Origin of the sequence: Amycolatopsis japonica (assembly GCF_000732925.1) — a bacterium.
GTDB lineage: Bacteria > Actinomycetota > Actinomycetes > Mycobacteriales > Pseudonocardiaceae > Amycolatopsis > Amycolatopsis japonica.
This window is the reverse complement of record NZ_CP008953.1, coordinates 153,751-178,709: the sequence shown is the minus strand read 5'-3', so window position 1 is coordinate 178,709 and position 24,959 is coordinate 153,751. Positions and strand designations below refer to the sequence as shown.

Here is a 24,959-nt window from a genome sequence, read left to right as displayed (position 1 = left end):
GAGCTGAAACGTGTCCTCGACGAGGAGAACGACGGCCTCGACTTCGACCTGTTCTTCGCCGCCTCGTCGGCGAGGTATCCGTGCTGGCCAGGACGGAACCGTCTGAAGCACTGTGGCGGTTCCTTCACGGCCTGCTCGCGATCTCGGCACCCGGCGTGGTGCCGGTGCTGCGCTCTTCGATCACCCGCGTCAACGCGGCGTCCACGGGCCTTTCGGAATGGCCGCGCTCACTGGCGAACATCGAAGCGACCGGTGACGTCTGGGAGATGCGAGACGTCTACGGCACCCGCCTCGCCGTGATCGCGGCCTACGGCCATCCCGGCGTATACCTGTTCGACGTCGACATGTCGGGTCTCTGCGAGCCGGCGGGCGGCGGGGTCTACGACGACGTCGAGCAAGCCGCCGAAGCGTGGCGGAAGAAGCACGGCGACGCCGAGCCGCGGATGGTGACCGACACCGAGCGGCTGACCGGCCTGGTCGGCTGCGGTTTCCTGGTGAACGGCGATGAATCACGAACCGTGCTGGACGACTGGTACCGCTTCCAGCGCCGGCGCGAGGATCTCGAGGCGACACTGAAGAAACGGAAGACGCCGCTTCCGCCATACCGGACCTTCTTCGACGACGCGGACCCGGCCGAAATGGCTCGCCCGTTCGCCGCCTGGCATATCGAGCGGTACGGGAACGAACCCGATCCGGTGATCGTCGAGGACTTCGCCGAGGAATGGATGGGCGGCCTCGTACCGGACACCCGGTTCCTCGCGTCTCCCGTCGCCAAGGCGACGAAGTAACGTGGGGGTATGCCGATCCAGGTGCTGCTCATCGACGACCACGAGGTGGTGCGGCGCGGTCTGCGTGACCTGCTCACCGACGAGCCCGACATCGAGGTCGTCGCCGAAGCGAGCGGGGTCGACGAGGCCCTCGCCGTGGCGATGCACGTCGAGCCGGACGTCGCCGTGGTCGACGTGCGGCTCGGCGACGGCGACGGCATCGCGCTCTGCCGTGAGCTGCGCTCGAAGCCGAACCCGCCGCAGTGCCTGATGCTGACCGCGTTCGACGACGAGGAGGCCATGGTCGGCGCGATCATGGCGGGCGCGGCCGGGTACCTGCTGAAACAGGTCCGCGGCCAGGACGTCGTCAACGCGGTCCGCGAGGTCGCGGCGGGCCGGTCGCTGCTCGACCCGCTGTCGACGGCGCGGGTGCTCGACAAGCTGCGGCATCCGCCCGAGGACGAACTCGGCTCCCTCACCGAACGCGAGCGCGAGGTGCTGGACCTGATCGGGCAGGGCATGTCCAACCGCGAGATCGCCGAGCGCCTGTTCCTCGCCGAAAAGACGGTGAAGAACTACGTGACGTCCGTGCTCGCGAAGCTGGGCATGCAGCGCCGCACGCAGGCCGCGGCATGGATCGCGCGCCGGGACAGGTAGTGCGCGAAAAAGGTACCCCCCCCCGTCGTTTTGGGCGAAGGTCCCGGTCGATCCCGAGTTCGACCAGTGGCTCACCATCGGTGTCGAACGCAAGATCCTGGTCGTCGTCCGCACGGTCACGACGCTGACGAGGTTGCTGGACATCCTGTCGCTGATCGAGAGCGATCGACGGCTCCAGCTGGTCTTCACCTACGACGCGGACAGCACCGCGATCTTCGGCGCCGGCGTTCCTGAATTCCTCGGCACGCTCCGCGCCTCCGTCGTTCCGTGGCGGCAAGCCCTCCAAAGCCGCTTCGACCTGGTTATCGCGGCGAGCGAGAACGACGATCTCCATCTCTTCGACGCGCCGATCGTCCTGGTGCCCCATGGAATCGGCTACCAGAAGTACTACCCGCGGAGCCGGACGGTCGCCGGGATGAATCCGGACCGGCTCGTCCGCGACGGCCGGGTCGTCCCCGCCATGGTCGCGCTCTCCCATCCCGAGCAGCGCGCCCACCTGCGGGAAGCCGGTCCCGAAGCGGCGGCACGCGCGGTGATGGTCGGCGACCCGTGCCATGACCGCCTGCGCGCGGGCATCCATCGCGCCCCCGCGTACCGCGCCGCGTTCGGGGCGCACGGCCACACCCTGGTGGTCATCGCCTCCACTTGGGGTCCCGGTTCACTACTGGGGACGGTGCCCGATCTCCCGCTGCGGCTGGTCTCCGAGCTCGAGTACGACGGCTATCGCTGCTGCGCCGTGCTCCATCCGGGAATCACCTCGGCCCACAGCCCTTGGCAGGTCGACGCGTGGCTCTCCGAGGCACGCCAAGCGGGCCTCCAGGTGCTTCCGCCCGAAGCCGGCTGGCAGGCCGCGCTCACCGCCGCTTCGTGTGTCATCTCGGACTTCGGTTCGCTGGCGCTGTACGCCGCCGCGGTCGACCGGCCCCTGCTCCTGATCGGTGACGGCGGTGAGACCGTGGTTCCCGGCTCCCCCATCGCGGCGCTCGCCGAACGAACCGCGCGGCTCGATCCGGACGAGGCACTGGGGCCTCGGATCGATCTCGCGATCCGGCGGCACAGCCCCGGCGACCACGCGGCCGTGGTGAAACAGGCCGTCGGTGCCGCGGACCTGTCCGCCGAACTGCTGCGGCCACGGCTGTACCGGTTGATGAAGCTTTCCGAGCCCGCGACCGAAGCCTCCTTCCCGCCCCACGACGTGCCCGACGTCGAACCGCGGGAAGTCGCCACCTTCGTCGTCGGCACCGAGGAAGCCGGGGCGGCGACGAAGATCGTGCGGTTCCCGAGCACCGGCCGTCGGCACGACCTCGCGGACAAACACCTGGTGGCGCACGAAACCCGGGCGACGCTGCGGCAGCTGTCCACCGCGAGGATCGTTTACCGCAGGCTGGACGATCAGGACGTCGACCACTTTCCCCGGTGGTCCGAGGAGATCCTCCGCCAGTGGCCGGACGCCGCCGTGGCCGCGGCGACCGTCGGCCGGAGCACGTGCCTGGTCCGAACGCGTGACGGTGTCCGGCGGGAACTGACCTTGACCGACCGCACGATCGATCCGCTGATCGGCGCGTCGCTGGTTTATCTGGACCGGTTGCCGCCCGCCGAACCGCTCAGCGTCGGCGATCGGGCGGTGACGATTCGAGTGCGGTGAAGTACCGGTCGGCTCGCGGGTGACCGATCTGGGTGGCGTCGTAGGCGAGCCGCCCCCATACGTCGATCGCGCCGGGATCGCGCTCGGCGGTCATCAGGCGCGCCTGCAGTTCCCTGAGCTCCCAGGCGTATTGCGTGGCCCGCTGGGACGTCAGCTGATTCCAGGCGGACGCGAACCGCGCTCGCGCCTCGGAGAGTTCGCCGAGCGCCAGATAAGCGTTGGCATAGACCATTTCCACCCGTGCCCGGTTGCGTCCTTCGGCGCTCATCGTGCCGAGGACGGCGATCGCCTCGTTCGGTTCGCCGAGCTTGATCAGGACGTTGGCGAGCATTCTGGGATGGATGGCGAGCGCAGGACCGTCCTCGAGCTCGGTGCTGATCGCGCACGCGAGCCGGAGCTGCCGCGCGGCCTCCCCGAGTTCCCGATCGATCTCCGCTTTCCCGGCCCGACGATGGACGAGCAGATCCGCGTGCTCTTCGTGGAACCGTCCCCGGAACTCCGCCAGCGACGCCCGCAGCGTGTGCCATCGGCGTTCCGCGATGCCGACCGCCGGACCGGCGAGGATTTCGGCCGCCCTGTCGAGATCCTCGCGCGCGGCGGGGAACCAGCGAGCCAGGAAGCGGGCCTTGCCCCGCATCATCAGTGCCCGCGGCAGCTGACCGGGCTTCGCGTCCTTATCGGCTTCGACGGCTTTCACCGCCCAGTCGCTGATCTCGACGAATTCGCGCCAGTAGCCCCGTTTGTTCACGAGCGCTTCGAAGGCTCCGGCCAGCTGCAAGGCTTCCTTGTGGCGATGGCGCAGCCAAGCGAGCTTCACCAGTTCGCCGATCAGCGTGCGATGCCACTCCAGCCAATCGATGTGATCGACCGGCAGGTCCCAAGTCCGCTTCGAGGGAACGACGTAGGTGCGCAGTCGCTGGGGGTTCTCGCGGAAATCCGCCGCGACCGCGGTGTCCCGGACATGGGCGAGCAGACGGTCGAAGCCCGCGTTCCGATCCGCCGTCAGCCCGCGCGCGTACTGCCCCACCAGGATTGTCAGCGAATACCAGTCACCGAACTGATGGGTCAGCTGCGCGGCGATCAGTTCGTCGAGGACCTTCGGGTCGCCGGTCATCGCCGCCGCGGTGGCCCTGGTGAAGAACCCGCCGGGATGCTCTGCCAGCAGAGCACAGGCCTCGACGGCGGCGTCCGACAGCCGAGCGAACGTCCGCCGCAGGGAGTCCTGGATGACGCCTTCGGCGTCGACGACGCCGGTCGCGCGGTACTCGTCGAGCAGCGCGGCGACCGGCCTGGTCTCCCCGGCGCGACCGGCCAGGGTGACGCCGACCTCGCGGAGTGCGAGCGGCATCCGGTCGCAGAGCCCGATCAGCAGATCGCTCTCGACCGGTTCCCCCGATGGCCGGACCTTGCCGCAGAAGTCGGTGAGCAGCTGGCGCGCACCCTCTTGGTCGAGCCCTCGGAGCTCGATGGCTTGGGGATCGCACGCCTTCAGCTCGCGGCCGTACCGCGAAGCCGTCGCCAGCACGAGGCTGGTGCGGAAGCGGGTGAACAAGGCCAGTTCGGCCGCCAGCTCGACGTCGTCCAGGATCAGCACGAACGACCTGGTGACCAGCACCGACAGGAACTGCCGGTCCAGTTGTTCGTCGTCGACCGGGATCTCGCCGCGGGGGATCCCGAATTCCTCGAGCACGTACCGCTTCACGGCCGCGGCGTCGAATTCGTCGCCGTCGCGATACCGGGCGAGCGACACTTCGACCCGGCCCGACGGGAAGTCCGCTTGGACCCGGTCGGCGATCTGGCGGGCGAGTTCGGTCTTACCCGAACCGCCGGGGCCGACGATCAGTTTCAGCCCCGTCCGGGGCGGGTCGGCGAGTATGGCCAAGTGGTTGCGGAAGTTCTCGATACCGGCCGTGGCCGTCGACGCGTTTTCGGAATGGAGTTCCGACACCGCTTCGATCAGGCGGTCCGCCCATTCCTTGTCCGCGCGGGCGGCGGCGAGGGCACGGGAACTCAGCGCGTCCTTTCCGGAATCACCGGTCCCGAGCCGTTCCTTGAGCAGGGACACCACGTTCCGCCCGGCCGTGGACACGGCGCCCACCGCCGAGGTCGCGGCCGCCTTCGCGGCTTCGTCCACGACGACCTGCAACAGGTCAACCACGGCCTCCCCCTCACTCAGCCAAGAACGCCACGGTAGCAGCGGGGCGACCGAGCGTCACGCATCGTGAACCCGCTCAGGGGTGCACGGTGTCCCGCTGATCCGGGATGACCGTGCCGTCGTCGCGCAGCACCGGACCGTGTGTGCCGTCGGCGTTTTCGTACGCCGTCGTCGAGCACGGATAGGTGCGGCTCAGTGCCGGGAAGGGCTCGATGAACATCGGGTTCACCGCCCATTTCCCGTCCGCGTTGTCGTAGGCGCGGCACATCAGCTCGTCCTTGTTGCGGTTGAGCGTGACGCGGACTCCGGTGGCGTCGCGCAGCATGGTGACGTCGGTGGTCGCGTCGCCGCCTGCGAGCGCCTGCCGCTTGTCCGCCGGAGCCGGTTCCATCGCCTTCGCACCGCGGATCCCGAGGATGCGTTCGTTGATGTAGCAACGCTTGCCGTCGATGTAGGTCATGATCTCGTCGGCGCCGTCGGCGTGCCCGCCACAGCCTTCGAGGTGTCCGTTGATCCGGCCGTTCGTGGTCTGCGAGTAGATCCCCAGCGTGCGGCTCGGCGGGATGCCGACGGCGGAACCCCAGACGTCCGCGAATTCCTTGGGTGAGGCGGAAACGACCCAGGTCGAGAAGCCCGCCTTGGTGAGCGTCGAGATCAGGTCCTTGATCTCCGGGTAGTACCGGATCCACGCGACCTGCGTGCTCGAACCGACCTTCTGGGTCGCCCCGATCGGCGCCAGCAGCGCCGCGGCCCTGGCCTGCCGGGCGATCGCGCGGACCTCGTCCGGACGGTACCCTGCGTTGATCTGCGCGACCCAGGCGTAGGCCGCCTCCATGTACCGCCGGTTGTTCCCCGCGAAGACCTCTTCGCCGGTGGTCGTCTTCGCGCTCTTCCGCACCGAGAGCAGCTCGTCGGCGCAGGCGATGTTCTTGCTGGTGGGAAGCGGTTTCCCGGCCGGGGTGGCGGTACCGCACGCCTTGCTCAGCGCGTTCGCGCCGGCGTCGGTCATGTAGCGGCTGGTCGTGCGCCAGTCCTGGTCGCGCGGCTGGAGGACCTTGTCGTGCCGGATCATCCAGAAGACGGTCTGGTCGGAGATGTCGTTCTTGATGACCGTGTTGTCCCAATCGAACACGGCGACCGGCCGCTCGCCGTGCTTCTTACCGCAGATGACCTGCTGGATCTTCGCCGCGTTGTCGCCGTACCAATGGTCGGCCAACCGCAGCTGCGGACAACGTGACGCGGTCGAGGCGGTCGCCGTGCCGGGCAAGGCCACCGGTACGACCGCCACGGCGGCGGCAAGGGCCATGGCTCGCAGGAACCTCGGCATGTCATCTCCCCACATGGTCTTCGACTGTCCGGGGAGATCCTGTCATTTCCCGGCGAGGGTGACGACCTGCCGGTTGTGGAAGTAGTCGTCCTCACGCAGCACGGTGACGCTGCCGGGTGAACCGCGGAAGTCCACGTACCCGGCAGATTCAAGCGGCATCCGGATCCACGCGGCGATCACGAAGGTGAGCGCGCCACCGTGCGTGACGACGATCTGGTGCTCGCACGGGCTCTCCAGGATCGACTCCATGGCCGCGTAGACCCTCGCCGCCATCGCGCCTTTCGTTTCGGCGCCGAGGATTCCTTCGTCGTGTCCCAGCCGCTCGCCGACGGCGGGCGGCGGGACGAACCGGCTGTCCAGCCACGCCTGCGGTTTGCCGCCGGCTTCCCCGTACGACTTCTCGCGCAGCCGCCGGTCCAGGACCGGGGTCACGCCGAGCCGTTCGCCGATCAGTTCCGCGGTGCGCGCGGTGCGGCGCAGATCCGAGGCGTAGAGCTCCACCTTGTCCGGCACCTTCGCGCGCAGCGACTCGGCAACGGCGACGGCCGCGCGTTCGCCCTCAAGAGTGAGCTCTGAGTCGTACCACCCGCCCACCAGGTGATCGACGTGGTGCGTGGCCTCCGGATGCGTGACGACGTAGACAGTGCGCATCCGGAGAATCTAAACGCGCGTCAGTTTCGCGAAGGCGACGACGTTGTCGAGATAGTTGCCGGTCGAGGAGTCGAAATCCCCGCCGCAGGTGATCAGCCGCAGTTCCGGCCCGGTCGTGTCGCCGTAGACCTTCTCCGTGGGGAAGGACGCCTTCGGATGCCGCTCGACCGCGTACACGGTGAACACCGCGCTGATCCCGTCCTCGCGATGCACGAGTGCCTCGTCGCCGGCCTTCAGCTCCTTGAGCCGGACGAAAACGCCGGGGACCTTCTTGTAGTCGACGTGCCCGGCGAGGACAGCGGGGCCGACCTCGCCCGGCGCCGGGCCACCGGTGAACCAGCCGGTGGTGATCGCGTCGTGCGGCACCTGCAGGGTGCCGTCACCGGCCAGGCCGAGGTCGACGATCTCGCCGGTGCGGACGCCGATCGCCGGGATCTCGAGCCTCGCCGGTTTCGCGGGCGCGAGCGGCGAGACCGGCGGGATCACCGTGGCCGAAGGCGCCGCCGCGGACATCGTCGGCGGCGACGCGGGCGAGGCGACCTTGCCCGAGGGAGGGACGGCGCACGCGGTCAGCGCGGCCGCGAGCACCACCCCGAGGAGCGTGCCGACGACCAGCGGGAACGGCCACCGGCGCCAGGAAGGCCGGATCATCGCTCCGCACGCCGCCGAAGGACCAGGGACGCGCCCGCGACCGACACGGTCAGCAAGGCGGTGCCGGTCAGCGCGACCGCGGCGACCTCCAGGAACCCGCCGTTGCTTTCGACGGCCTCCCCGCCACCGGTCGCGACGCCACCGACGGGTTTGACCTTCACCTGGCCGGATTTCGCGGGTTCGCCGAACCGGGATTCGCAGGCGTACCCGTCGTGGTCGGCGTCGAGTTTGTGCGGGTCTCGCGGGTTCTTCTTGAGCTCGGCCTGCGCGGCGGCTTGCGAGGGGAAATCGGCGCAATCCTTGTCCTTGAACTGCGGCGCCCGCGTTTCCGTGGTGATCGACGGAAGGGTCGGCGTGCTCGTCACGATCGGCGGAGTTCCCCGTTTGGGAAGCTTTTCGCAAGCGATTCCGTCGCCGTCTTCGTCCAGGCGATGCGGATCGGAGCGATCTTTGTCGAGCACGGCCTGCGCGTCTTCCTGATACTTGAAATCACCGCAGTCCAGATCGGCGATCGCGGGCGCTTCGGCCAGCGCGAAAGCGACGGAAGCGGGGCCGAACAAGGAGAATCCGGCAAGGATGGCGGCCGTGCCGAGGGCGCGACGAACCGAGGACATGACGAGTCCTTTCGCTGGGAATCCGCGCTCGGGGCGCGTTCGATGCACATAGAGTCGTGTGCGGACCCCACCCGTTACGGATTAATCGGAAAAGCGAGCCGTTAATTTCACACGGTTTGATCGAGCGGAACGTCGAAAGCGACCAATGTCCCCAAACTCGGGGAAGAATTGATCGAAAAGCGCCCGCCCGACGTCGTCGCGCGTTCGGCGAGATGACGCAGACCGCGTTTGGCGACCCCCTGCGGGACACCGGATCCGTTGTCCCGCACACGGAGTTTGACGCCTTCCGCGTCGCGGCTGAGGGTCACGCGGGTCTCGCTCGCCCCGGAGTGTCTGACCACATTGGACAGTGCCTCGCGCAGGGCCGCGCGGATGTGGTCCGCCTGTTCGGCGGGGATGTCGGCGAGCTCTCCCGACAGTTCGAGGGTCGGCGGGTAGCCGAGCAGCTCGCCCGCGATGCGCACTTCGCCTCGCGCGGACTCGGCGAGGTCGGTCGCGGTGACGGTCTCGTTCGCGGGTTCCGGGCTGCGCAGGGCGCGCACGGTGCCGCGGATCTCTTCGATGGTCTGGTCGAGCTGGTCGATCGCCTCGGACAGCCGCGCGCCGTCGGCCTGCGCGAAGCGTTTCCGCATGTTCTTGCGAACGCGGTCGAGCTGCATCCCGGCGCCGTAGAGACGCTGCACGATGACGTCGTGCAGTTCGCGCGCGATACGTTCGCGCTCCTGGTAGAGGGTCACGCGGTGCCGGGCGTTGGCGCCCTCCGCGAGCGCGAGCACCACGCCGGCCTGCGCGGCGAACGCGGTGAGTACCTCGACCGTGCTGGCGGAGAACGGTTCCCCGCCGTGGCGGCGGTACACGGTGAGCGCGCCGAGGACGCGCCCGCCCGCGCCGAACGCCGAAGCGGCGAAAGGCCCGAAGCCCTGGAGCTCCGGCGGCACGAACGGCGCCGTGCGGGGATCGACGGTGAAGTCCTCGCTGACCACCGGCTCCCCGCCGCGCGCGACCTGGCCCGCCGCGGAATCCGCGGAAAAGGCCAGCCCTCGCAGGCCTTGAGTGGTGGCCCCGTGCGCGGCCTCCGCGACCACCTGGCCGTCGTCCGCGCGCACCATGACGAGACCGAGGTCGGCCTCGGCCAGTTCGACGGCGCGGGCGACCACGGTCTCCAGCACGTCACCCGGGTCGTCGCCGGACAGGGCGGTGCCTGTGATCTCGGTGGCGGCGGACAGTGCGCGCGCGGCAAGCGTGGGATCCATGAGCGCTATCGACATTAGTCGGCTCCGGCCAACGCGCGCGCTGTGACGCGGCCCTCTCGGACCTCCAGGATCACGTCCGCTTCTTCGGCTTCGGCGGCGTGATGCGTGACGTGGACGACGGTTTTCCCGGCGAGCGCCTCGCCGAGCCGTTCGCGGACGGTGCGCGCGGTCGGCTCGTCGAGATGGGCGGTGGGCTCGTCGAGCAGGACGAGATCGGCCTGCTCGGCGCCGAGTACGGCCCGCGCCAGCGCGACCCGCTGCGCCTGCCCGCCCGAAAGGCCGGCACCGGCGCTGTCCAGCATCGTGGTGAGCTCGACGTCTTCGAGAACGGCTTCGTACAACGCTTTCCGCAGGTCGGCCTCGGACGCCGTCGGTTTGGCGAGGCGCAGGTTCTCGGCGACCGTGGTCGAGACGAGCATCGGTTCCTGCGGCGCCCAGGCGACGTTCTCGGGAGCGGCGACGTCACCCTTGCTCGGCTGGAGAAAACCGAGCAAGGCAGCGACGAGCGTCGACTTCCCGGCGCCGCTCGGGCCGACGACGGCGACGTGCGTGCCGGGCGCGATGTCGAGGTCGACGCCGGTGAGGACCGGGTGCTCGGTGCCGGGCCAGCCGAGGTCGGCGTTCCGGATCCGCACCCCGCCGGTGTCAGGAAAGGGTCGTTCCTGACGTTTTTCGTCTTGAACGCCCCTTTCCTGACACTCGGCGAGGCGCAGACGGGCCTGGCGCAGGGTGTCCCAGTGCTGCGCGGCGGGCGGAAGAAGGGAGAAGACCTCCGCCAGTGCCAGCGGCACCAGGGCGACCACCGGCGCGAGCACCGGGTTCAGCGCGCCGGCGGCGACGGCGCTCACGGCGAACCCGGTGCTCACGACGGTGGCGGTCCCAGTCGCCAGGATGATCAGGGCATCGGCCGCGCCCGCGCCGAAGGCCTGTCTGCGCGCTTCGGCGGTCAGGGCGGCGTCGGTCGTGGCGATCCGTCGACGACGCTCTTTGTCTGCCCCGTACGCGATCAATTCGGCGGCGGCCTCGAACAGGCTCAGCACCTGCGCCGACACCGAACGCCGTCCGGCGGCCAGCGCACTGGTCGCGCGGCGTTCCGCCCGGAGCGCGAGCAGCGGCGCGAACGCGCTCACCAGCACGGCCGCCGCCAGCGCGAGCCCGGCTTCGGGCAGCACGGCGGTCTGGACCGCGACCGCGCCGACGGCCACCAACGCGACCACGATCAGCGGAGTGATCACGCGCGGGAGCAGGTCACGCACGGTGTCGGTGTCGCCGACCAGCCGACGCTGCTCTTCACCCGCCCGAAGCGCCCGAGCCGGACCGAGCCGCACCAGCGATTCCCACAGCCGGACGCGCAGGCTTCCGGCGATCCGGAACGCGGCGTCGTGCGTGACCAGCCGTTCGAGGTAACGCAGCCCCGCGCGGCCGAGGCCGAACGTTCGCACGCCGACGATCATCACCGTCAGAGTCAGGATCGGCGGCTGTTGCGACGCCTTGGCGATCAACCAGCCCGAAAGCGCGGTCAGCGCGACCCCGGCGAGCAGTGCGGCGGCACCGAGCAACGCGCCACCGAAGAACCTGGGGTGCAGCAGTTCACGCCAAGGCAGCGGCCGGGCTTGCCGGGTTTCCTCAATGGTTCCGATTTCGCCGCCCGCCATGGTCGACATGTCGACACCGGAGCCGCGTTCGTGGGCGGCGATGATCGCAGCCGCACCGCCGTCGACGGCCCTGCGGACGGCGGCCATGACACGCGCGGCGTTGACCTCGTCGAGGTGCGCGGTGGGTTCGTCGAGCAGCAGCAGCCACGCGCCCGACCGGACCCGCACCAGGGCCCGCGCCACCGCGACACGCTGGCGTTGTCCCTGCGACAGCTTCGCAACCGGCCGGTCGGCGAGCCCCGTGAGCCCGAGTTCGCCAAGGATGTCCTCCGCGCCGACTTCGTCGAGGACCGTGCCTCCGCCGAACACCGGCGACTGCGGCACCCAGGCGACGCTTTCACGCCATCTCGTCAGATCGGCGTCGGCGAGGTCGGTGCCGCCGACGGTGATCGTCCCGTCGTGGGCCTGCACGAAACCGAGCAGCGTGGCGAGCGTCGTCGACTTGCCGCCGCCACTGGGCGCGCGCAGCCAGATGATCTCGCCGGGCCGGGCGATGAACGTCTCGCCGTCAGGGGCGAATCCGCCGCGCCTGGCGACACGCAGACTGCCGACGTGAACCTCACCCTTGGGCGGCGTCTCGGAACCGTTGGGCGGCAAGGGTTCCGCGAGTACGTCCGCGACCCGGCGCACGGCCTCGACGCCGTCCTCGCTGGCGTGGAAGGCGGCACCGACCGCGCGCAGCGGCTGGTAGCACTCCGGCACCAGGATCAGCACGCCGAGCCCGATGGCCAGCGACAGTTCGCCGGAGACCAGCCGGACACCGATGACGACCGCGACCAGCGCGACCGAGAGCGTCGCGATCAGTTCGAGCGCGAACGCCGACGCGAACGCGACCTTCAACGTCTTGAGCGTGGTGCGGCGATGACGTTCGGAGATCTTCCGGACCGTCTCGGCCTGCGCCCCGGCGCGGCGGAACGCGCTGAGGATCGGCAGTGCGCGAACGAGTTCCAGCAGATGCCCGGACAACCGTTGTTCGGCGTCGGCGGCTTCGGCGACCCGTTCGGCGGTGTGCTTGCCGATCAGGATGGCGAACAACGGCACCAGCGGCACGGTGATCACGACGAGCAGGGCCGACGGCCAGTCGGCGAACAGGATCGCGACACCGGCGGCGAGCGGCACGATCGCGGCGGTCACCAGGGCCGGAAGGTATTGGGTGAAGTAGGCGTCGAGCGCGTCGAGTCCCTTGGTGGTCAACGACGTCAGCTCGCCGTGGCCGCGGCGCGCGATCCATTCCGGGCCGAGTTTCAAGGCGTGGTCGAGGGCTTTCGCGCGCAACTCCTCCTTCGCGCGGGCGGCCGCGCGAACGGAAACGATCCGCACCGCCCAGCCGGTCGACGCGCGCCCTGCGACGAGCGCGAGCAGCACGGCCAGCTGGACGGTGCGGTCCCCCGGTGTTCCGCGGACGACCGCGGAGAGGACGTCGGCCAGCAGGAACGCTTGTCCCACCAGCAAAAGCGCGTTGAAGAAAGAGAGGATTCCACTGAGGATCAACGCCCGGCGCGCCGCACTCGAAAGCGGAGCCAGCGCGCCGAGCGGACCCTTCCCCGGTCGCGCTGGGTCCATTGTGGACTCCGTGGCGGAAAGGGTGTCGCGGCCGGGAAGTTCGGTCATGGTGCGTGCACCGGTGGGATGTGCCGGGTGCCGATGCGCTTGCGGAACACCCAGTACGTCCAGCCCTGGTAGATCAGGACGGCCGGGGCGCCGAACAGCGCGACCCAGGTCATCACGGTCAGGGTGTACGGGCTCGATGCCTCACCCGCGATCGTCAGCGTGTTGGCGGCGTCCAAAGTGGACGGCAGGACGTTCGGGTACAGCGCGACGAAGATCGCGACCGCCGAGGCCCCGATGACCCCGCCGAGCGCGGCGAACGCCTGGCCTTCGCGGCCCATGCGGATCCGGAACCACGCGACGACGGCCGCGACGACGGCGAGACCGATGAGGAGCAGTGTCCACAGGTCGCCCGAGCGCAGTTGCACGACGATGAGGAACGCGAGCAGCGGCAGGAGGGCGACCGGGAGCAGGCGGGTGGCGAGGTTCCGCGCGCGGTGCCGGAGGTCGCCTTCGGTTTTGAGGGCGAGGAACGCGGCGCCGTGGACCAGCGAGAACCCGACGACCGCGATCGCGCCGAGCAGCGTTTCGAGGCTGAGCGCGGCGAACGGGCCGCCGACCCGGTTGCCGTCGGCGTCGAGCGGGAGACCGAGGACGGTGGTGGCGAGCAGCAGACCGACGCCGAACGGCGGGATCCACGAGCCGATGCCGATGACGCGGTCCCAATTCCGGCGCCAGCGGTCGGAGTCGACCTTGCCGCGGTACTCGAACGCGACGCCGCGGCCGATGAGGGCGAGCAGGACCACCAGGAGCGGGAGGTACGCGGCCGAGAACAGCGACGCGTACCAGCCGGGGAACGCGGCGAACATCGCGCCGCCGGCGACGATCAGCCAGACCTCGTTGCCGTCCCAGACCGGGCCGATCGTGTTGACCATGACGCGGCGCTCGGTGTTGTCCTTCGCGAGGACCGGCATGAGCATGCCGACGCCGAAGTCGAAACCTTCGAGGAAGAGGTAGCCGAGCCAGAACAGGGCGATGACGCAGAACCAGATCGTTTCGAGGGTCATCGGGTGCTCACTTTCCTGGCTTCCGGGGGCTGAAGGACGCTTTGCCCGCATGCGACGCGGTGAAGGACCCCTTCACCTCGCTGCCGGGTCGCGTGCCCTGTGGACGCCGCGCGGCATGTCTCGAAAGCCACTTTCGGGACATCCAGCGTCGCGAAAGTGGCTTTCGCGACGCTCCCCGTCCCCTGATCGCCCTGAGTTATCCACAACCGCGCAAGTTGTCCACAGATCGGCTGTGGGTAACCCGCCCGAGCGATACCCCCGATACGCTGGGTGCGGGGCCGTCCCCCGGGAAGGGCGGGGGGCTGGGTACGTGAGGGTAAGAGGCGATCAGTAGGCGAAGGCCAGCGCGTCGTCATCGCCGTCACCGCCTTCCGAGTCGCTGTTCTTGCTGGTCGAGGTCGGTTTCTTGGGTGGCATGACGGCGTCGACGCCGCCGCGGACGTACTTGCGCATCAGGTAGACCTCGACGACGCCGAGCGCCGCGTAGACGGTCGTCAGAGCGATCAGCGAAGTCCACACCTCGCCTGTGGACAACTTCGAGACCGCCTGCGCGGTGAACATCCACACCCCGTCGACACCGGTCGGATTCGGCACCACCACGAACGGCTGACGGCCCATCTCGGTGAAGATCCACCCGGCGCTGTTGCCGATGAACGGCGTCGCGATCCCGCCGAGCACGAGCCACGGGAACCAGCGTTGCCCGGGGATCCGTCCGCGCCGGGTCAGCCACAGCGCGAGCACCCCGATCCCGGCCGAGATCGCGCCGAAGCCGATCATCGCGCGGAAGCCCCAGTAGGTCACCGGCAGGCTGGGCACGTAGTCGATCGGCTTGCCCGCGAGCGAGCCGAGCTGCGGGTCGTCCGGGTAGTTCGTGCCGTACTTCGCCTGGTACTCGGTGATCAGGTTCTCCACGCCCTTGACCTCGGTCGTGAAGTCGTTGTGCGCCAGGAACGAGAGCAGCGCGGGCACGGTGAACGTCTTGACGTCCTCGCAGTTGGCGTTCCGCACGTCGCCGATCGCGATGATCGAGAAGCTCGCCGGTTTCTCCGTATGGCACAACGCTTCCGCCGAGGCCATCTTCATCGGCTGCTGCTCGAACATCAGCTTGCCCTGCACGTCGCCGGTGATCGCCAGCACCGCGAACGCCACCACACCGGTCCAGCCGCCGAGACGCAACGACGAACGCCACACCGCGCGGTGCTCGTCGTCCTCCGAACGCTTGCGCCACAGCTGCCAGCCGGCCACACCGACCAGGAACGCCGCCGCCACCGAGAACGCACCCGCGAGCGTGTGCGGGATCGCGGCCAGCGCGGTGTTGTTCGTCAGCACCGCCCAGATCGAGTTCATCGTCGGCTTCCCGTCGACGAACTCGACCCCGACCGGATGCTGCATCCACGAGTTCGCCGCCAGGATGAAGTACGCGGACGCCACGGTCGCCAGCGAATACGCCCACGCGCACGCCAGGTGGACCTTCTTCGGCAGTTTGTCCCAGCCGAAGATCCACAGCCCCAGGAAGGTCGACTCGACGAAGAACGCGACGAGCCCTTCCATCGCCAGCGGCGCGCCGAACACGTCGCCGACGAACCGCGAGTACGCGCTCCAGTTCATCCCGAACTGGAACTCCTGCACGATGCCGGTGACCACGCCCATCGCGAAGTTGACCAGCAGGAGCTTCCCCCAGAACTTGGTCATCTTCAGATAGCGCACGTCACCCGTGCGGACCCACGCCGTCTGCATCCCGGCGACCAGGACCGAAAGCCCGATGGTCAGCGGGACCATCAGGAAGTGATAGACGGTGGTTATGCCGAACTGCCACCGAGCGAGATCGAGAACCTCCACGCCTCAAGCCTGCTCAACGCCCGATGAGCCCGCCAGTTCAAGTGGTCCCGATCTCGCCGGGACGTAGGTCCCGCGCCCTGGTCAGCCGAGGCTCGCGAGCGTGAGACGCGCCTCATCGGCGACCTGCCGCCGCAAGCCCGTGTCCCCCAGTGTCAGCACGTGGGCCAGCGCCAACGCGTACGCCGTGTCGAAAGCGGCCTCGACATCGACGGCGATGTCGGGCTGGACGCCGACGCCTTCCCAGTTGGTCCCCGTGACCGGGTTCACGGCCCGTCCACCCGGGACGGTGACATCCAGATGGGTGTCCACAGTGAACTGCTTCCGCGGATTCGCGCCGCCGCCGGTGACCGCGCCCACCGTCTTCGCCCGCCCCAGTTGCTGCAGCGAGTAGCTCAGGTCCTCCGCACCGGAGAACGTCGTCGGCCCGGTCAGCACCCACACCGGCTTCTCCGGGCCGAACTTGCGACCCGGCACGTACGGCTGCGTCCAGAGCTGATTCGTCACGTCGCCGTCGCGCAGATAGATGCTGTTGAAGTGGACGGGCTCGCCGACCAGGTAGCTGATCAGCAGCGCGACCGTGGACGGGTCGCCGCCCCGGTTCTCCCGGACGTCGATGAGCAGCGCGTCGGTGGTCGCGAGCAGCGTCATCGCCGCGGCGAGCGCCTCGCCCGCGATATCCGGCTCGTAGAACAGCTTGGTCTCCAGGTAGCCGACGTTCCCGGCCAGCCGCCGCGCCGACGCGATGCCGTGGCAGTTCAACTCCGCCTCACGGCGGAATTCCTCGGGATCGTACGACTCCCCCTCCACTTCGGGCAGCGGGTCGACATGGTGCCGCAGCCGCAGATGTTTGTCCCCGTTGACCGACTGCAGGTCTCCGGTGACCGCGACGGCGAACGCCTGATCGTCGAGCCCCGCGTACGCGCCGTCACTCAGCCTCGCCCGTAGCAACACCGTCAGCTTCTCGGCGACGTCGGGGAACACGTAGTGGTCCTGCAGGCGCCTGCACACGTCGTCGATCCGCGCTCTCTCGTCCATGCCCGGCGACGCTACCAGCGAAGCCTGAAAAAAGAATTCGGTTTGCCGAAAACCCAATTCCGCCCGGCCGAGGAATACAATTCGCCCGCGCATGCCGACCGATTCGGAAAAGCCATCAGCTTGCCTTTCTCTGAATCGCCCCTTTATCGTTGCAGTGAAAGGGGTGAAGAACCATCATGTCTAGCTCGATGCTGGCGCTGATCAGCGCGTTCGGCCTGGTACTGGCCGTGGAGCTGCCGGACAAGACCCTCGTCGCCACTTTGGTTCTCACCACTCGTTTCCGCGCGTGGCCGGTATTCGTCGGCGTCACCGCCGCATTCGCCGTGCAATCCGCGATCGCGGCCACGTTCGGCAGTGTGCTCACATTGCTGCCGGAGGCGCTGGTGACCACGATCGTCGCCGCGATGTTCGGTGTCGGCGCGTACATGCTTCTTCGCGAAGGGTTCAGTCCCGCCAAGGACGGCGGAGAGGACGCCTCGCGTTCCGGCCCCGGCCCCGCGACCTTCCTCCGCTCCGCGCTGACGTCGTTCGGCGTGCTCTTCGCCGCCGAGTGGGGCGACGCGTCCCAGCTCGCGACAGCCAGCCTCACGGCCCGCTTCGGCAACCCGTTCGCGGTCGGCCTCGGCTCCTTCTGCGCGCTGGTCGCCGTCGCCGGTCTGGCCGTCTTCATCGGCGCGAAGGTCCGTAGCCGGATCCGCCCGAAGCTCATCCAGCGCGTCGCGGGCTTCGTCTTCGCCGGTTTCTCGCTGTTCGCGCTGGCCCAGCTCGCCTTCTGAGGCGCACGGGGTTTTCACAGGTTCGCCGGGTAACCTTTCGGGAACGAAAAGGTGAACACCCGCCCCGACGTGCCTGGAGAAACCGGTCGTGACCTCGCCGAAGACACTCGCCGTCTCCCCTGTGCACGGCAGGCTCGCGGTCTTCGGCATGGCTGTCGCCGTCGCCATCTCGATCGACCTGCACCTCAGGCTCTCCAGCCAGGTCAGCCCGATCTGGCAGACGTTGTCGGAGTACGTCTACGGCTACCTCTCGCCCGGTTCGACGGCGGCTCCCTTGTTCGGCGCGATGTGCCTGGCGCTGGGGTTCGGTTCGCTCGCGCTGCTCGGCGGGATCGCGAAGGCGCACCGCAAGGGCTACGAGTCCGTTCTCGTCCTGCTCGGTGTCTGGTGCACCGGACTGTTCGTCCTCGCGCTCGTGCCTGTCGACCTCGAGGGCCAGGCCCGGTCGCTGGCGGGCCAGATCCACAACTACGCCGCGCTGGCGGCCTTCCTCGCGCTGCCGGCCGCCGCCTGGGTGCTGACCCGCCCGGGCCGCGCGCGCTGCCCGTGGGAGCCGCGCCGCACGACGATCCGGCGGCTTTCGGTGGCCAGCTTCGCCGCGGTGGTGATCGTGCTCGGCGGCTTCGTCTGGACGATGCTCACCGGCCCGTCGCACCAGGAGGTCACGCTCGGCCTGTTCGAGCGGCTGCTGTTCGCGGTCGACCTCACGCTGCTGGCGACGATGGTCCGCCCGCTGCTCAGCCACCGCTGAAACGCTATTCGGGCTGCTTCAGCACCTCGGCCAGCCGGACGGCGGCCGCCACGACCGCGGGCCCCACCACGGAGGCATCGAGCGGCTCGAGGGACACGACACCGACGCTGGCCTTCAAGCCGGGCACTCCGCGCACGGGCGCGGCGACCCCGGAGGCGCCCGCCTCCAGCTCACCCGACGAGGTGACCCAGCCTTCGCCGCCGCCAGGACGCAGCGTCATCGCCTTGCCCGCCGCGCCGGCGGACAGCGGATGCCGGGTGCCGACGCGGTAGGCGACGTGGAAGCTCGTCCACGACGGTTCGACGACCGCGACGGCCTGCGCCTGATCCCCCTGCGCGACCGACAGATGCGCCGTCGCGCCGACCTTCTCCGCCAGCTCGCGCAGCACCGGCCGCGCGGCCTCGCGCAGCTGCGGGAGGACCTGCCCGGCGAGCCGGAGCAGGCCGACACCCAACCGCACCTTGTTGCCGTCACGCCACACCAGACCGCGTTCGGACAGCGGGACGAGCAGCCGGTAGACGGCGGCCCGGCTCGCGCCGATGGCGACGGCGAGTTCGGAGATCGTCGCCGCCTCGCCACCGGCGTCCGCGACCGCTTGCAGCAGTGCGAGGCCTCTGTCCAGGGTCAGCGACCCTTCACGAGTCACAAGAGCCCGAGTTCCCCGAGGTCGGCGACCGGCTCGTCGAACGAGGCCGCCGCGTAGGACGCGAAGAGCCCGCGAACCGCCTTCGCGGCGGGCTCCGACATCCCCTTGGCCTCGGCGGCCAGCGCGGCGCCGTCGGTCGATTCGAGGGCGGCGCGCACGTCGCCGCCGGAGAGGCAGCGCGCGGACGCCACGATCAGGTTCAGGAACCCGTGGTGGGTGAAGCCGCTCGACTCCTCGGTGTGCCGGACGGCGCGGTGCAGGCTGTTCGTCGCCTTGAACGACGCCCCGGTCGAGCCGCTGACCACGGCGAGGAAGTCGGCGACCTCGTCGACGCTGGGGAAATTCTCGCCCGCCTTGCCGCCGCAGCGGATCTTCGGCCAGCTGCCGTGCTCGATCACCTTCCGCACGCCGTCCAGCCAGCCGACGCCGCGCCGCGGCTCGACCACACGGATGACGTCCTCGGGCACGAACTCGGAGACGCGCTCCAGCCAGACCTCGTCGACGTCCGACGGCGCCGGCATCTCCACCATGCGCAGGCTGAGGATCTCGCTGCGCGATTCGACGATCGAGATCGCCTTCGGGACCCCGCCGAGGCCGGTGTCGATGATCAGCGACAGCGGCAGCGGCTCCTTGGGTTTGATCTTGATGAGTTCGGTGATGAGCTCGGGCAGCCTCGACGCCTGGCACAGGAACACACCGAGTACGCCGGAGTGTTCACCGGCCCTCGACGCGAAGTGCGCACGCAGCGCTTCGGGCATGGACGCCTCACCGGGCGGGAACAACGCCGAGTCGTCGACGAGCCGCGCGAACAGGGGAGGGATTCCTCGGGGGCCGGGTGGCGTGAGTTCCACAGCGCTTGACACGACTGACACGCTAGTAGCGTACGACATCAGGACAAAATCGTTCGCACAACGGACACGTTCCGGGGAGATTCCGATGCCTTACTACCGGCAGGTAGGCGAGATCCCGCACAAGCGCCACACCGCGTTCCGCAAGCCCGACGGGGGCCTGTACGCCGAGGAACTGATGGGTGTCGAGGGCTTCTCGGCGGACTCGGCGCTGCTCTATCACCGCGGCCTGCCGACGGCGATCGTCGACGCCGTCGCGATCGAGGACGAGCGCGGCCCGATCACCCCGAACCACCCGCTCAAGCCCCGCGCCTTCAAGACCCACGACCTCAAGTTCGGCGAGGCCGACGCGGTCACCGACCGGCGGCGGCTGTTCGGCAACGCCGACGTCACCATCGGCTTCGTCCACGCGACCAAGCCTTCGCCGCTGTACCGCAACGCGGCGGGCGACGAGCTGTTCTACGTCCAGGGCGGTGGCGCGACCGTCGAGACGATCTACGGCTCGCTGGAGGTCGGCGACGGCGACTACCTCGTCATCCCGACGTCGTGCACCTATCGTGTGCTGCCGCACGGCGACGACGGGGTCAAGCTGCTGACCATCGAGGCACGCGGCCACATCGGCCCGCCGAAGCGGTATCTGTCGGCGAAGGGTCAGTTCCTGGAGCACTCGCCGTACTGCGAGCGCGACATCCGCGGGCCGTCCGAGCCGCTGGTCGTCGACGGCACCGACGTCGAGGTCCTCGTGCGCCACCGCGCCGGGCTGACGCGCTACACCTACGCGACCCACCCGTTCGACGTCGTCGGCTGGGACGGCTGCCTGTACCCGTGGGTGTTCAACATCGACGACTTCGAGCCCATCACCGGCCGCGTGCACCAGCCGCCGCCCGTGCACCAGACGTTCGAGGGCCCGAACTTCGTGGTCTGCTCGTTCTGCCCGCGCAAGGTCGACTACCACCCCGAGTCGATCCCGGTGCCGTACAACCACGCGAACGTCGACTCGGACGAGCTGATGTTCTACGTCCGTGGGAACTACGAGGCGCGCAAGGGCTCCGGGATCGAGGTCGGCTCGCTTTCGCTGCACCCGTCCGGCTTCACGCACGGGCCGCAGCCCGGCGCGGCCGAGGCGTCGATCGGGGCGCAGTTCTTCGACGAGACCGCGGTCATGGTGGACACCTTCGCCCCGCTGGATCTCGGCGAGGCGGCCGACGCATCGGAGGATCACGGCTACGCGTGGACCTGGTCCGGCCGGGGCCCCGGCGCTTGACGGCCCGCATTTAGTCCTCTAAATGCGGGCCCACGCATTTAGAGGACTAAATGCGGCGGGTGGCGGGATAAGTACCGCCATGGCCGCAACGGTTCGGCAACGCCAAGCCTGGCAAGGCGAAACCTCCGGATAATCGGTGTCCCCACCGGCGGAGGTTCTCCATGGTCGTGAATCCTCAGCAGTCCCGCGGCGGCCGCAAGGTCCTGGCGTTCGTGGCCGCGGCGGTGGTCGCCATCGGCCTCATCATCGGCCTGCGCGCGCTCACGAGCGACTCCGGCGAGGAGGCCGTGGAAGCGAAGTGCACGACGGGCGACGCGGTCAAGCTGCAGGTGTCGTCGTCGCCGGAAAAGGCCGGCGTGGTCGCCGAGATCGCCCAGGGCTACAGCGGCCGCACGGTGGCCGGACGCTGCGTCGACGTGCTCGTGCAGTCGAAGTCGTCCGGCACCGCGATGCAGGCGCTGGCCCGCGGCTGGAACGAGGCGGTGGACGGCCCGCGGCCGGACGTCTGGACACCCGCCGCGTCCGGCTGGGTGAACCTGCTGCGCCAGAACCTCACCGGCTCCGATCACCCCGCGCTGGTCCCCGAAGGCGACCCGGAATCGGTCGCGAACGCGCCGCTGGTCGTCGCGATGCCGAAGCCGATGGCCGAAGCGCTCGGCTGGCCCGGCAAGGGCATCGGCTGGAAGGATCTCGCCGCGCTCGCCACGGATCCGCAGGGCTGGGCGAAATACGGCCATCCGGAATGGGGGAAGTTCCGGCTGGGCAAGACGAATCCGAACATCTCGACCTCCGGCCTGAACGCCACCATCGGCGCCTATTACGCGGCGACGGGCACGTCTTCGGACCTCACCGCGAACGCGCTCGCGAAACCCGAGGCGCGGACGTTCGTGCAGAACGTCGAGCAGGCCATCGTCCACTACGGCGACAACACGCTGACGTTCCTGACGAATCTGCAGAAGGCCGACGACCGCGGCGCCGCGATGTCGTACATCTCGGCCGTGACGGTCGAGGAGAACTCGCTCGTCGGCTACAACCAGGGCAATCCCACGAACGATCCGGTGAAACGCGGCCAGCACGCGCCGCCGAAGGTGCCCCTCGCCGGGATCTACCCGAGCGACGGCACGCTCAACTCCGACCACCCGTTCACCGTGCTGAACTGGGCCGACGACATCCACAAGCAGGTCGCGGCGGATTTCCTCGCGCATCTGCGCGGCGCCGAGGCGCAGCGGAAGTTCAGCGACATCGGCTTCCGCACGTTCGACGGCAAACCCGGCTCGCAGACCACGAAGGAGAACGGCGCCGAACCGGACTCGAAGCTCAACCTGATCCGCCCGCCGAGCCCGCCGGTGCTGACCGAGGTGCTGAAGTCGTGGAAGGACCTGCGGAAGAAGGCGAACGTGCTGCTGGTCGTCGACGTCTCCGGTTCGATGGGCGACGGCGTCAGCGGGACCGGGAAGAACAAGATGGATCTCGCGAAGCAGGCCGCCGTGGCGTCGTTGCCGCAGTTCAGCGACGCCGACAAGGTCGGGCTGTGGATGTTCTCGACGAAACTGGACGGCGACAAGGACTACGTCGAGCTCCGGCCGGTGTCGCCGGTCGGCGGTGAGCCGGGCAGGCAGGAGCTGGCGACGCGATTGAACGGGCTGACCCCGCAGAACGGGACGGGGCTCTACGACTCGTCGCTGGCGGCCTACGAGTTCATGAAGCAGCGGTTGGATCCGAACGCGATCAACGCGGTCGTCGTGCTCACCGACGGCCGGAACGAGGATCCGGGCGGGATCGATCTGCCGAACCTGGTCGGTCAGCTGCGGACCGAAGGCGGTGGCGAGGCGGTGCGGCTGTTCACCATCGCCTACGGCTCGGACGCGGATCTGAACGTGCTCAAGGAGATCGCCGAGACCACCCAGGGCGTCGGGTACGACTCGTCCAAACCGGACTCGATCGACCAGGTCTTCACCGCCGTGATCTCGAATTTCTGAGATCCTCGGATATGCGCTTCGTCCGTGAGCTAGCCGAACCGTGGGGACTGCTCCTCGCGGCGACGTCGGCGGGGGCCGCCTGGGCGGTGCAGCTGCCGACGCTCGCCGCGCTCGGTGTCGGCGTGACCGTGCTCGCCGCCCGCGCCGGGGTCGCCGCCGCCACGCGCCCGAAACCGTTGCCGGAGCCCGAAGAACGGCCGCTACCCGATGTCGAACCCGGCTCCCCCGAGGCGGGCTGGGTGCGGCGCGCGGAAGCGGCGGCCGAGGGCTTCCGCTCGATCTCCGCTTCGCTCGACACCGGTCCGCTCGCGGATCGGGTGACCACCATGGAGCCGGTGGTACGGGAAACCGTCGACACCCTCCGGCGGCTGGCCGCTCGCACGTCCGCCACCGGGAAGGCGTTGGCGCGCGTGGACCTTGGCGCGGTGTCGGCCGAGAAAGCCCGGCTGCGCAAGGAATTGAAGACCGCCGACGACGACATCCGCGGCGACCTGAACCAGTCGCTCGAATCGGTGCAAGCACAGGAGGACGTCCACACGCGACTGTCGAGCGCGCAGCGGAAACTGCTGGCACAGCTGCGATCCGGCGCGCTCGGCCTCGACGGCCTGGTCGCCAGGGCGGCCGAACTCTCGGCCGCCACCGGCGATGCACTGCTCGACACCACGACGATCGGCGAGTTGAGCGAGCAGCTGGAAGGGATCCGGCGGGGTGTCGTGGAGACCGAGGAGGCGACGCGGCGCTCGCTCGGCTGACGTCACCGCCCGAATCTGACCGGCCCGAAAACCGCGCACCCCGGCACACCGGCCTTCGCCGTCTTCCCCGCCGACGGCACGCCGAGCACCCACAGCCGTCCGGTGGCGGCGATGTTCGCGGCCAGCGACGGATCCGAACCGCCCGCCTGGACGGTGACCTCGCGACCGTCGGGCAGCACCGTCCGGCCTTTCAGAGTGACCATTCCGAAGAGGTTGACCGACGCCGGCCCGGACACGACGGCGAGTTCGGTCCACCGCGGCTCGGGTGACGGCCGGGCGACCACGATGGCCGCGATACCGAGCCCGATCGTCGCGAGGACGCAGAGCGCGGCCAGCACCCGCGTGTTCGGCACGACGAGGCTGTCGCGGTCGGGATAGTCGATGGCGACCCAGAGCGAGAAGGCGGCCGCCACCAGCGTGATCCCGGCGCCCAGCAGGTAGTACGAACCCAGCAGCCGTCCCTGCAGGGCGACCAGCCGTCCCGGCGTGACCGGCTCGGCCGCCAACGGCGCCGAACCCCGCACGGGGGCGTCCCGGAACGCGCCGCGCCGGGGGCCGATGACACCGGGCAGCACGAAGAAGGGGCCGAGCACCCACAGCCGCCGTTGCGCCGCCAGTTGCGCTCGCAGCGGGGCGGGCAGCCGGAAGACGAGCCACCGGCCGTCGAGCGGGACACTCACCCGGGAACCGGCGACGACGACCCCGTCCAGCCCGCTCACCAGGCGGAACGGCTTGCCGGTGAGCTTCCGCATCGGCGACGATCCGGCAAGGACGAGGTAGCCGAAGTAGAGCGAAACCGGTGTCATGAAGCAGAGCAGGAAGGCGGGCGCGGCGATGCCGAACCGGCCCGACACCGCCAGGAAGACGCCGAGCACCACGAGCAACCCGGACGCGAAGGACGTCGTTCCGGCGGTCAGGGTGAGACGGTCGAGAAGGGGTGTCAGGACCGGCATGTTCTTCGCCGGAATCCCTTCGGGTGGTTCGAGCACCCGGATTCTGTGGTCTTCCACCAGGTCAACGTATACGTGCGCGGTGAGACGTGATCCAGGCTACTTCCACTCGACGGCCAGATCAGGTTA

General features: G+C 69.3%; 21 protein-coding genes. 8 read left to right on the top strand and 13 right to left on the bottom strand.

The annotated features are described in order from the left end of the window. Positions 1 to 80: 80 nt before the first annotated feature. The 3 genes from AJAP_RS00885 to AJAP_RS00875 all read left to right on the top strand — a co-directional run bounded on the left by AJAP_RS00885 (position 81) and on the right by AJAP_RS00875 (position 3,069). The gene (locus AJAP_RS00885) at positions 81 to 788 is read left to right on the top strand and encodes a hypothetical protein (protein ID WP_038507379.1); all 708 of its coding nucleotides are present in this window, start codon (positions 81 to 83) and stop codon (positions 786 to 788) included. Positions 789 to 797: 9 nt separating this feature from the next. Beyond that, on the top strand, positions 798 to 1,424 hold the full coding sequence (locus AJAP_RS00880) for a response regulator (RefSeq protein ID WP_016330621.1): 627 nt from the start codon (positions 798 to 800) through the stop codon (positions 1,422 to 1,424). Between the two features lie 133 nt (positions 1,425 to 1,557). After that, complete coding sequence (locus tag AJAP_RS00875; protein ID WP_228694831.1) at positions 1,558 to 3,069, top strand: hypothetical protein; 1,512 nt, start codon at positions 1,558 to 1,560, stop codon at positions 3,067 to 3,069. Here AJAP_RS00875 and AJAP_RS00870 read toward each other — a convergent pair. From AJAP_RS00870 to AJAP_RS00825, 10 genes are all read right to left on the bottom strand, one after another. Continuing rightward, complete coding sequence (locus AJAP_RS00870) at positions 3,029 to 5,227, bottom strand: tetratricopeptide repeat protein (protein ID WP_038507376.1); 2,199 nt, start codon at positions 5,225 to 5,227, stop codon at positions 3,029 to 3,031. The genes AJAP_RS00875 and AJAP_RS00870 overlap by 41 nt on opposite strands. A 73-nt stretch (positions 5,228 to 5,300) precedes the next feature. Further along, a complete protein-coding gene (locus AJAP_RS00865; RefSeq protein WP_038507373.1) occupies positions 5,301 to 6,551 on the bottom strand; it encodes an HAD family hydrolase in 1,251 nt (416 codons plus the stop codon). A 42-nt stretch (positions 6,552 to 6,593) separates the two neighbouring features. Continuing rightward, positions 6,594 to 7,202: a histidine phosphatase family protein gene (locus tag AJAP_RS00860; RefSeq protein WP_038507370.1), complete on the bottom strand. Its 609-nt coding sequence runs from the start codon at positions 7,200 to 7,202 to the stop codon at positions 6,594 to 6,596. A 9-nt stretch (positions 7,203 to 7,211) separates the two neighbouring features. Beyond that, complete coding sequence (locus tag AJAP_RS00855; RefSeq protein ID WP_038507367.1) at positions 7,212 to 7,853, bottom strand: class F sortase; 642 nt, start codon at positions 7,851 to 7,853, stop codon at positions 7,212 to 7,214. Further along, entirely contained in the window at positions 7,850 to 8,467 is a 618-nt protein-coding gene (locus AJAP_RS45180; protein ID WP_038507364.1) for an excalibur calcium-binding domain-containing protein, read from the bottom strand. The genes AJAP_RS00855 and AJAP_RS45180 overlap by 4 nt, the downstream gene beginning before the upstream one ends. A 107-nt stretch (positions 8,468 to 8,574) precedes the next feature. After that, positions 8,575 to 9,720, bottom strand: coding sequence for a GAF domain-containing sensor histidine kinase (locus tag AJAP_RS00845; protein ID WP_038507361.1), 1,146 nt, complete (start codon positions 9,718 to 9,720; stop codon positions 8,575 to 8,577). A gap of 14 nt (positions 9,721 to 9,734) precedes the next feature. Further along, positions 9,735 to 12,986 carry a thiol reductant ABC exporter subunit CydC gene (gene cydC, locus AJAP_RS00840; RefSeq protein ID WP_084097988.1) on the bottom strand — a complete coding sequence of 1,084 codons (3,252 nt, stop codon included), beginning with the start codon at positions 12,984 to 12,986 and terminating at the stop codon, positions 9,735 to 9,737. Then, a complete protein-coding gene (cydB, locus tag AJAP_RS00835) occupies positions 12,983 to 13,990 on the bottom strand; it encodes a cytochrome d ubiquinol oxidase subunit II (RefSeq protein ID WP_038507354.1) in 1,008 nt (335 codons plus the stop codon). Before cydB ends, cydC begins: the two co-directional genes overlap by 4 nt. A 327-nt stretch (positions 13,991 to 14,317) precedes the next feature. After that, entirely contained in the window at positions 14,318 to 15,829 is a 1,512-nt protein-coding gene (locus AJAP_RS00830; RefSeq protein ID WP_038507351.1) for a cytochrome ubiquinol oxidase subunit I, read from the bottom strand. Positions 15,830 to 15,910: 81 nt separating this feature from the next. Further along, positions 15,911 to 16,864 (bottom strand): S41 family peptidase, encoded by a 954-nt coding sequence (locus AJAP_RS00825; protein WP_038507348.1) that lies wholly within the window; start codon positions 16,862 to 16,864, stop codon positions 15,911 to 15,913. A 188-nt stretch (positions 16,865 to 17,052) separates the two neighbouring features. Here AJAP_RS00825 and AJAP_RS00820 point away from each other — a divergent pair, with 188 nt between their 5' ends. Continuing rightward, positions 17,053 to 17,640 carry a TMEM165/GDT1 family protein gene (locus AJAP_RS00820; RefSeq protein ID WP_038507345.1) on the top strand — a complete coding sequence of 196 codons (588 nt, stop codon included), beginning with the start codon at positions 17,053 to 17,055 and terminating at the stop codon, positions 17,638 to 17,640. A gap of 88 nt (positions 17,641 to 17,728) precedes the next feature. After that, positions 17,729 to 18,391 (top strand): DUF998 domain-containing protein, encoded by a 663-nt coding sequence (locus AJAP_RS00815; protein ID WP_038507343.1) that lies wholly within the window; start codon positions 17,729 to 17,731, stop codon positions 18,389 to 18,391. A gap of 4 nt (positions 18,392 to 18,395) precedes the next feature. Here AJAP_RS00815 and AJAP_RS00810 read toward each other — a convergent pair whose 3' ends face one another. Beyond that, complete coding sequence (locus AJAP_RS00810) at positions 18,396 to 19,037, bottom strand: IclR family transcriptional regulator (RefSeq protein WP_016330607.1); 642 nt, start codon at positions 19,035 to 19,037, stop codon at positions 18,396 to 18,398. Then, entirely contained in the window at positions 19,034 to 19,888 is an 855-nt protein-coding gene (locus AJAP_RS00805) for a hypothetical protein (RefSeq protein ID WP_007030543.1), read from the bottom strand. The genes AJAP_RS00810 and AJAP_RS00805 overlap by 4 nt, the downstream gene beginning before the upstream one ends. An 85-nt stretch (positions 19,889 to 19,973) precedes the next feature. On the opposite strand from AJAP_RS00805, the gene AJAP_RS00800 reads away from it, so the two are divergent. The 3 genes from AJAP_RS00800 to AJAP_RS00790 all read left to right on the top strand — a co-directional run bounded on the left by AJAP_RS00800 (position 19,974) and on the right by AJAP_RS00790 (position 23,880). Further along, positions 19,974 to 21,149, top strand: a complete 1,176-nt coding sequence (locus AJAP_RS00800) for a homogentisate 1,2-dioxygenase (protein ID WP_038507338.1) — start codon at positions 19,974 to 19,976, stop codon at positions 21,147 to 21,149. A 161-nt stretch (positions 21,150 to 21,310) separates the two neighbouring features. Continuing rightward, positions 21,311 to 23,128 (top strand): substrate-binding and VWA domain-containing protein, encoded by a 1,818-nt coding sequence (locus tag AJAP_RS00795; RefSeq protein WP_038507335.1) that lies wholly within the window; start codon positions 21,311 to 21,313, stop codon positions 23,126 to 23,128. Between the two features lie 11 nt (positions 23,129 to 23,139). Further along, on the top strand, positions 23,140 to 23,880 hold the full coding sequence (locus AJAP_RS00790) for a hypothetical protein (RefSeq protein WP_038507331.1): 741 nt from the start codon (positions 23,140 to 23,142) through the stop codon (positions 23,878 to 23,880). Positions 23,881 to 23,882: 2 nt separating this feature from the next. Here the strand turns inward: AJAP_RS00790 and AJAP_RS00785 are convergent, their stop codons facing one another. Continuing rightward, positions 23,883 to 24,890 carry a hypothetical protein gene (locus AJAP_RS00785; RefSeq protein ID WP_038507328.1) on the bottom strand — a complete coding sequence of 336 codons (1,008 nt, stop codon included), beginning with the start codon at positions 24,888 to 24,890 and terminating at the stop codon, positions 23,883 to 23,885. Positions 24,891 to 24,959 lie beyond the last annotated feature (69 nt).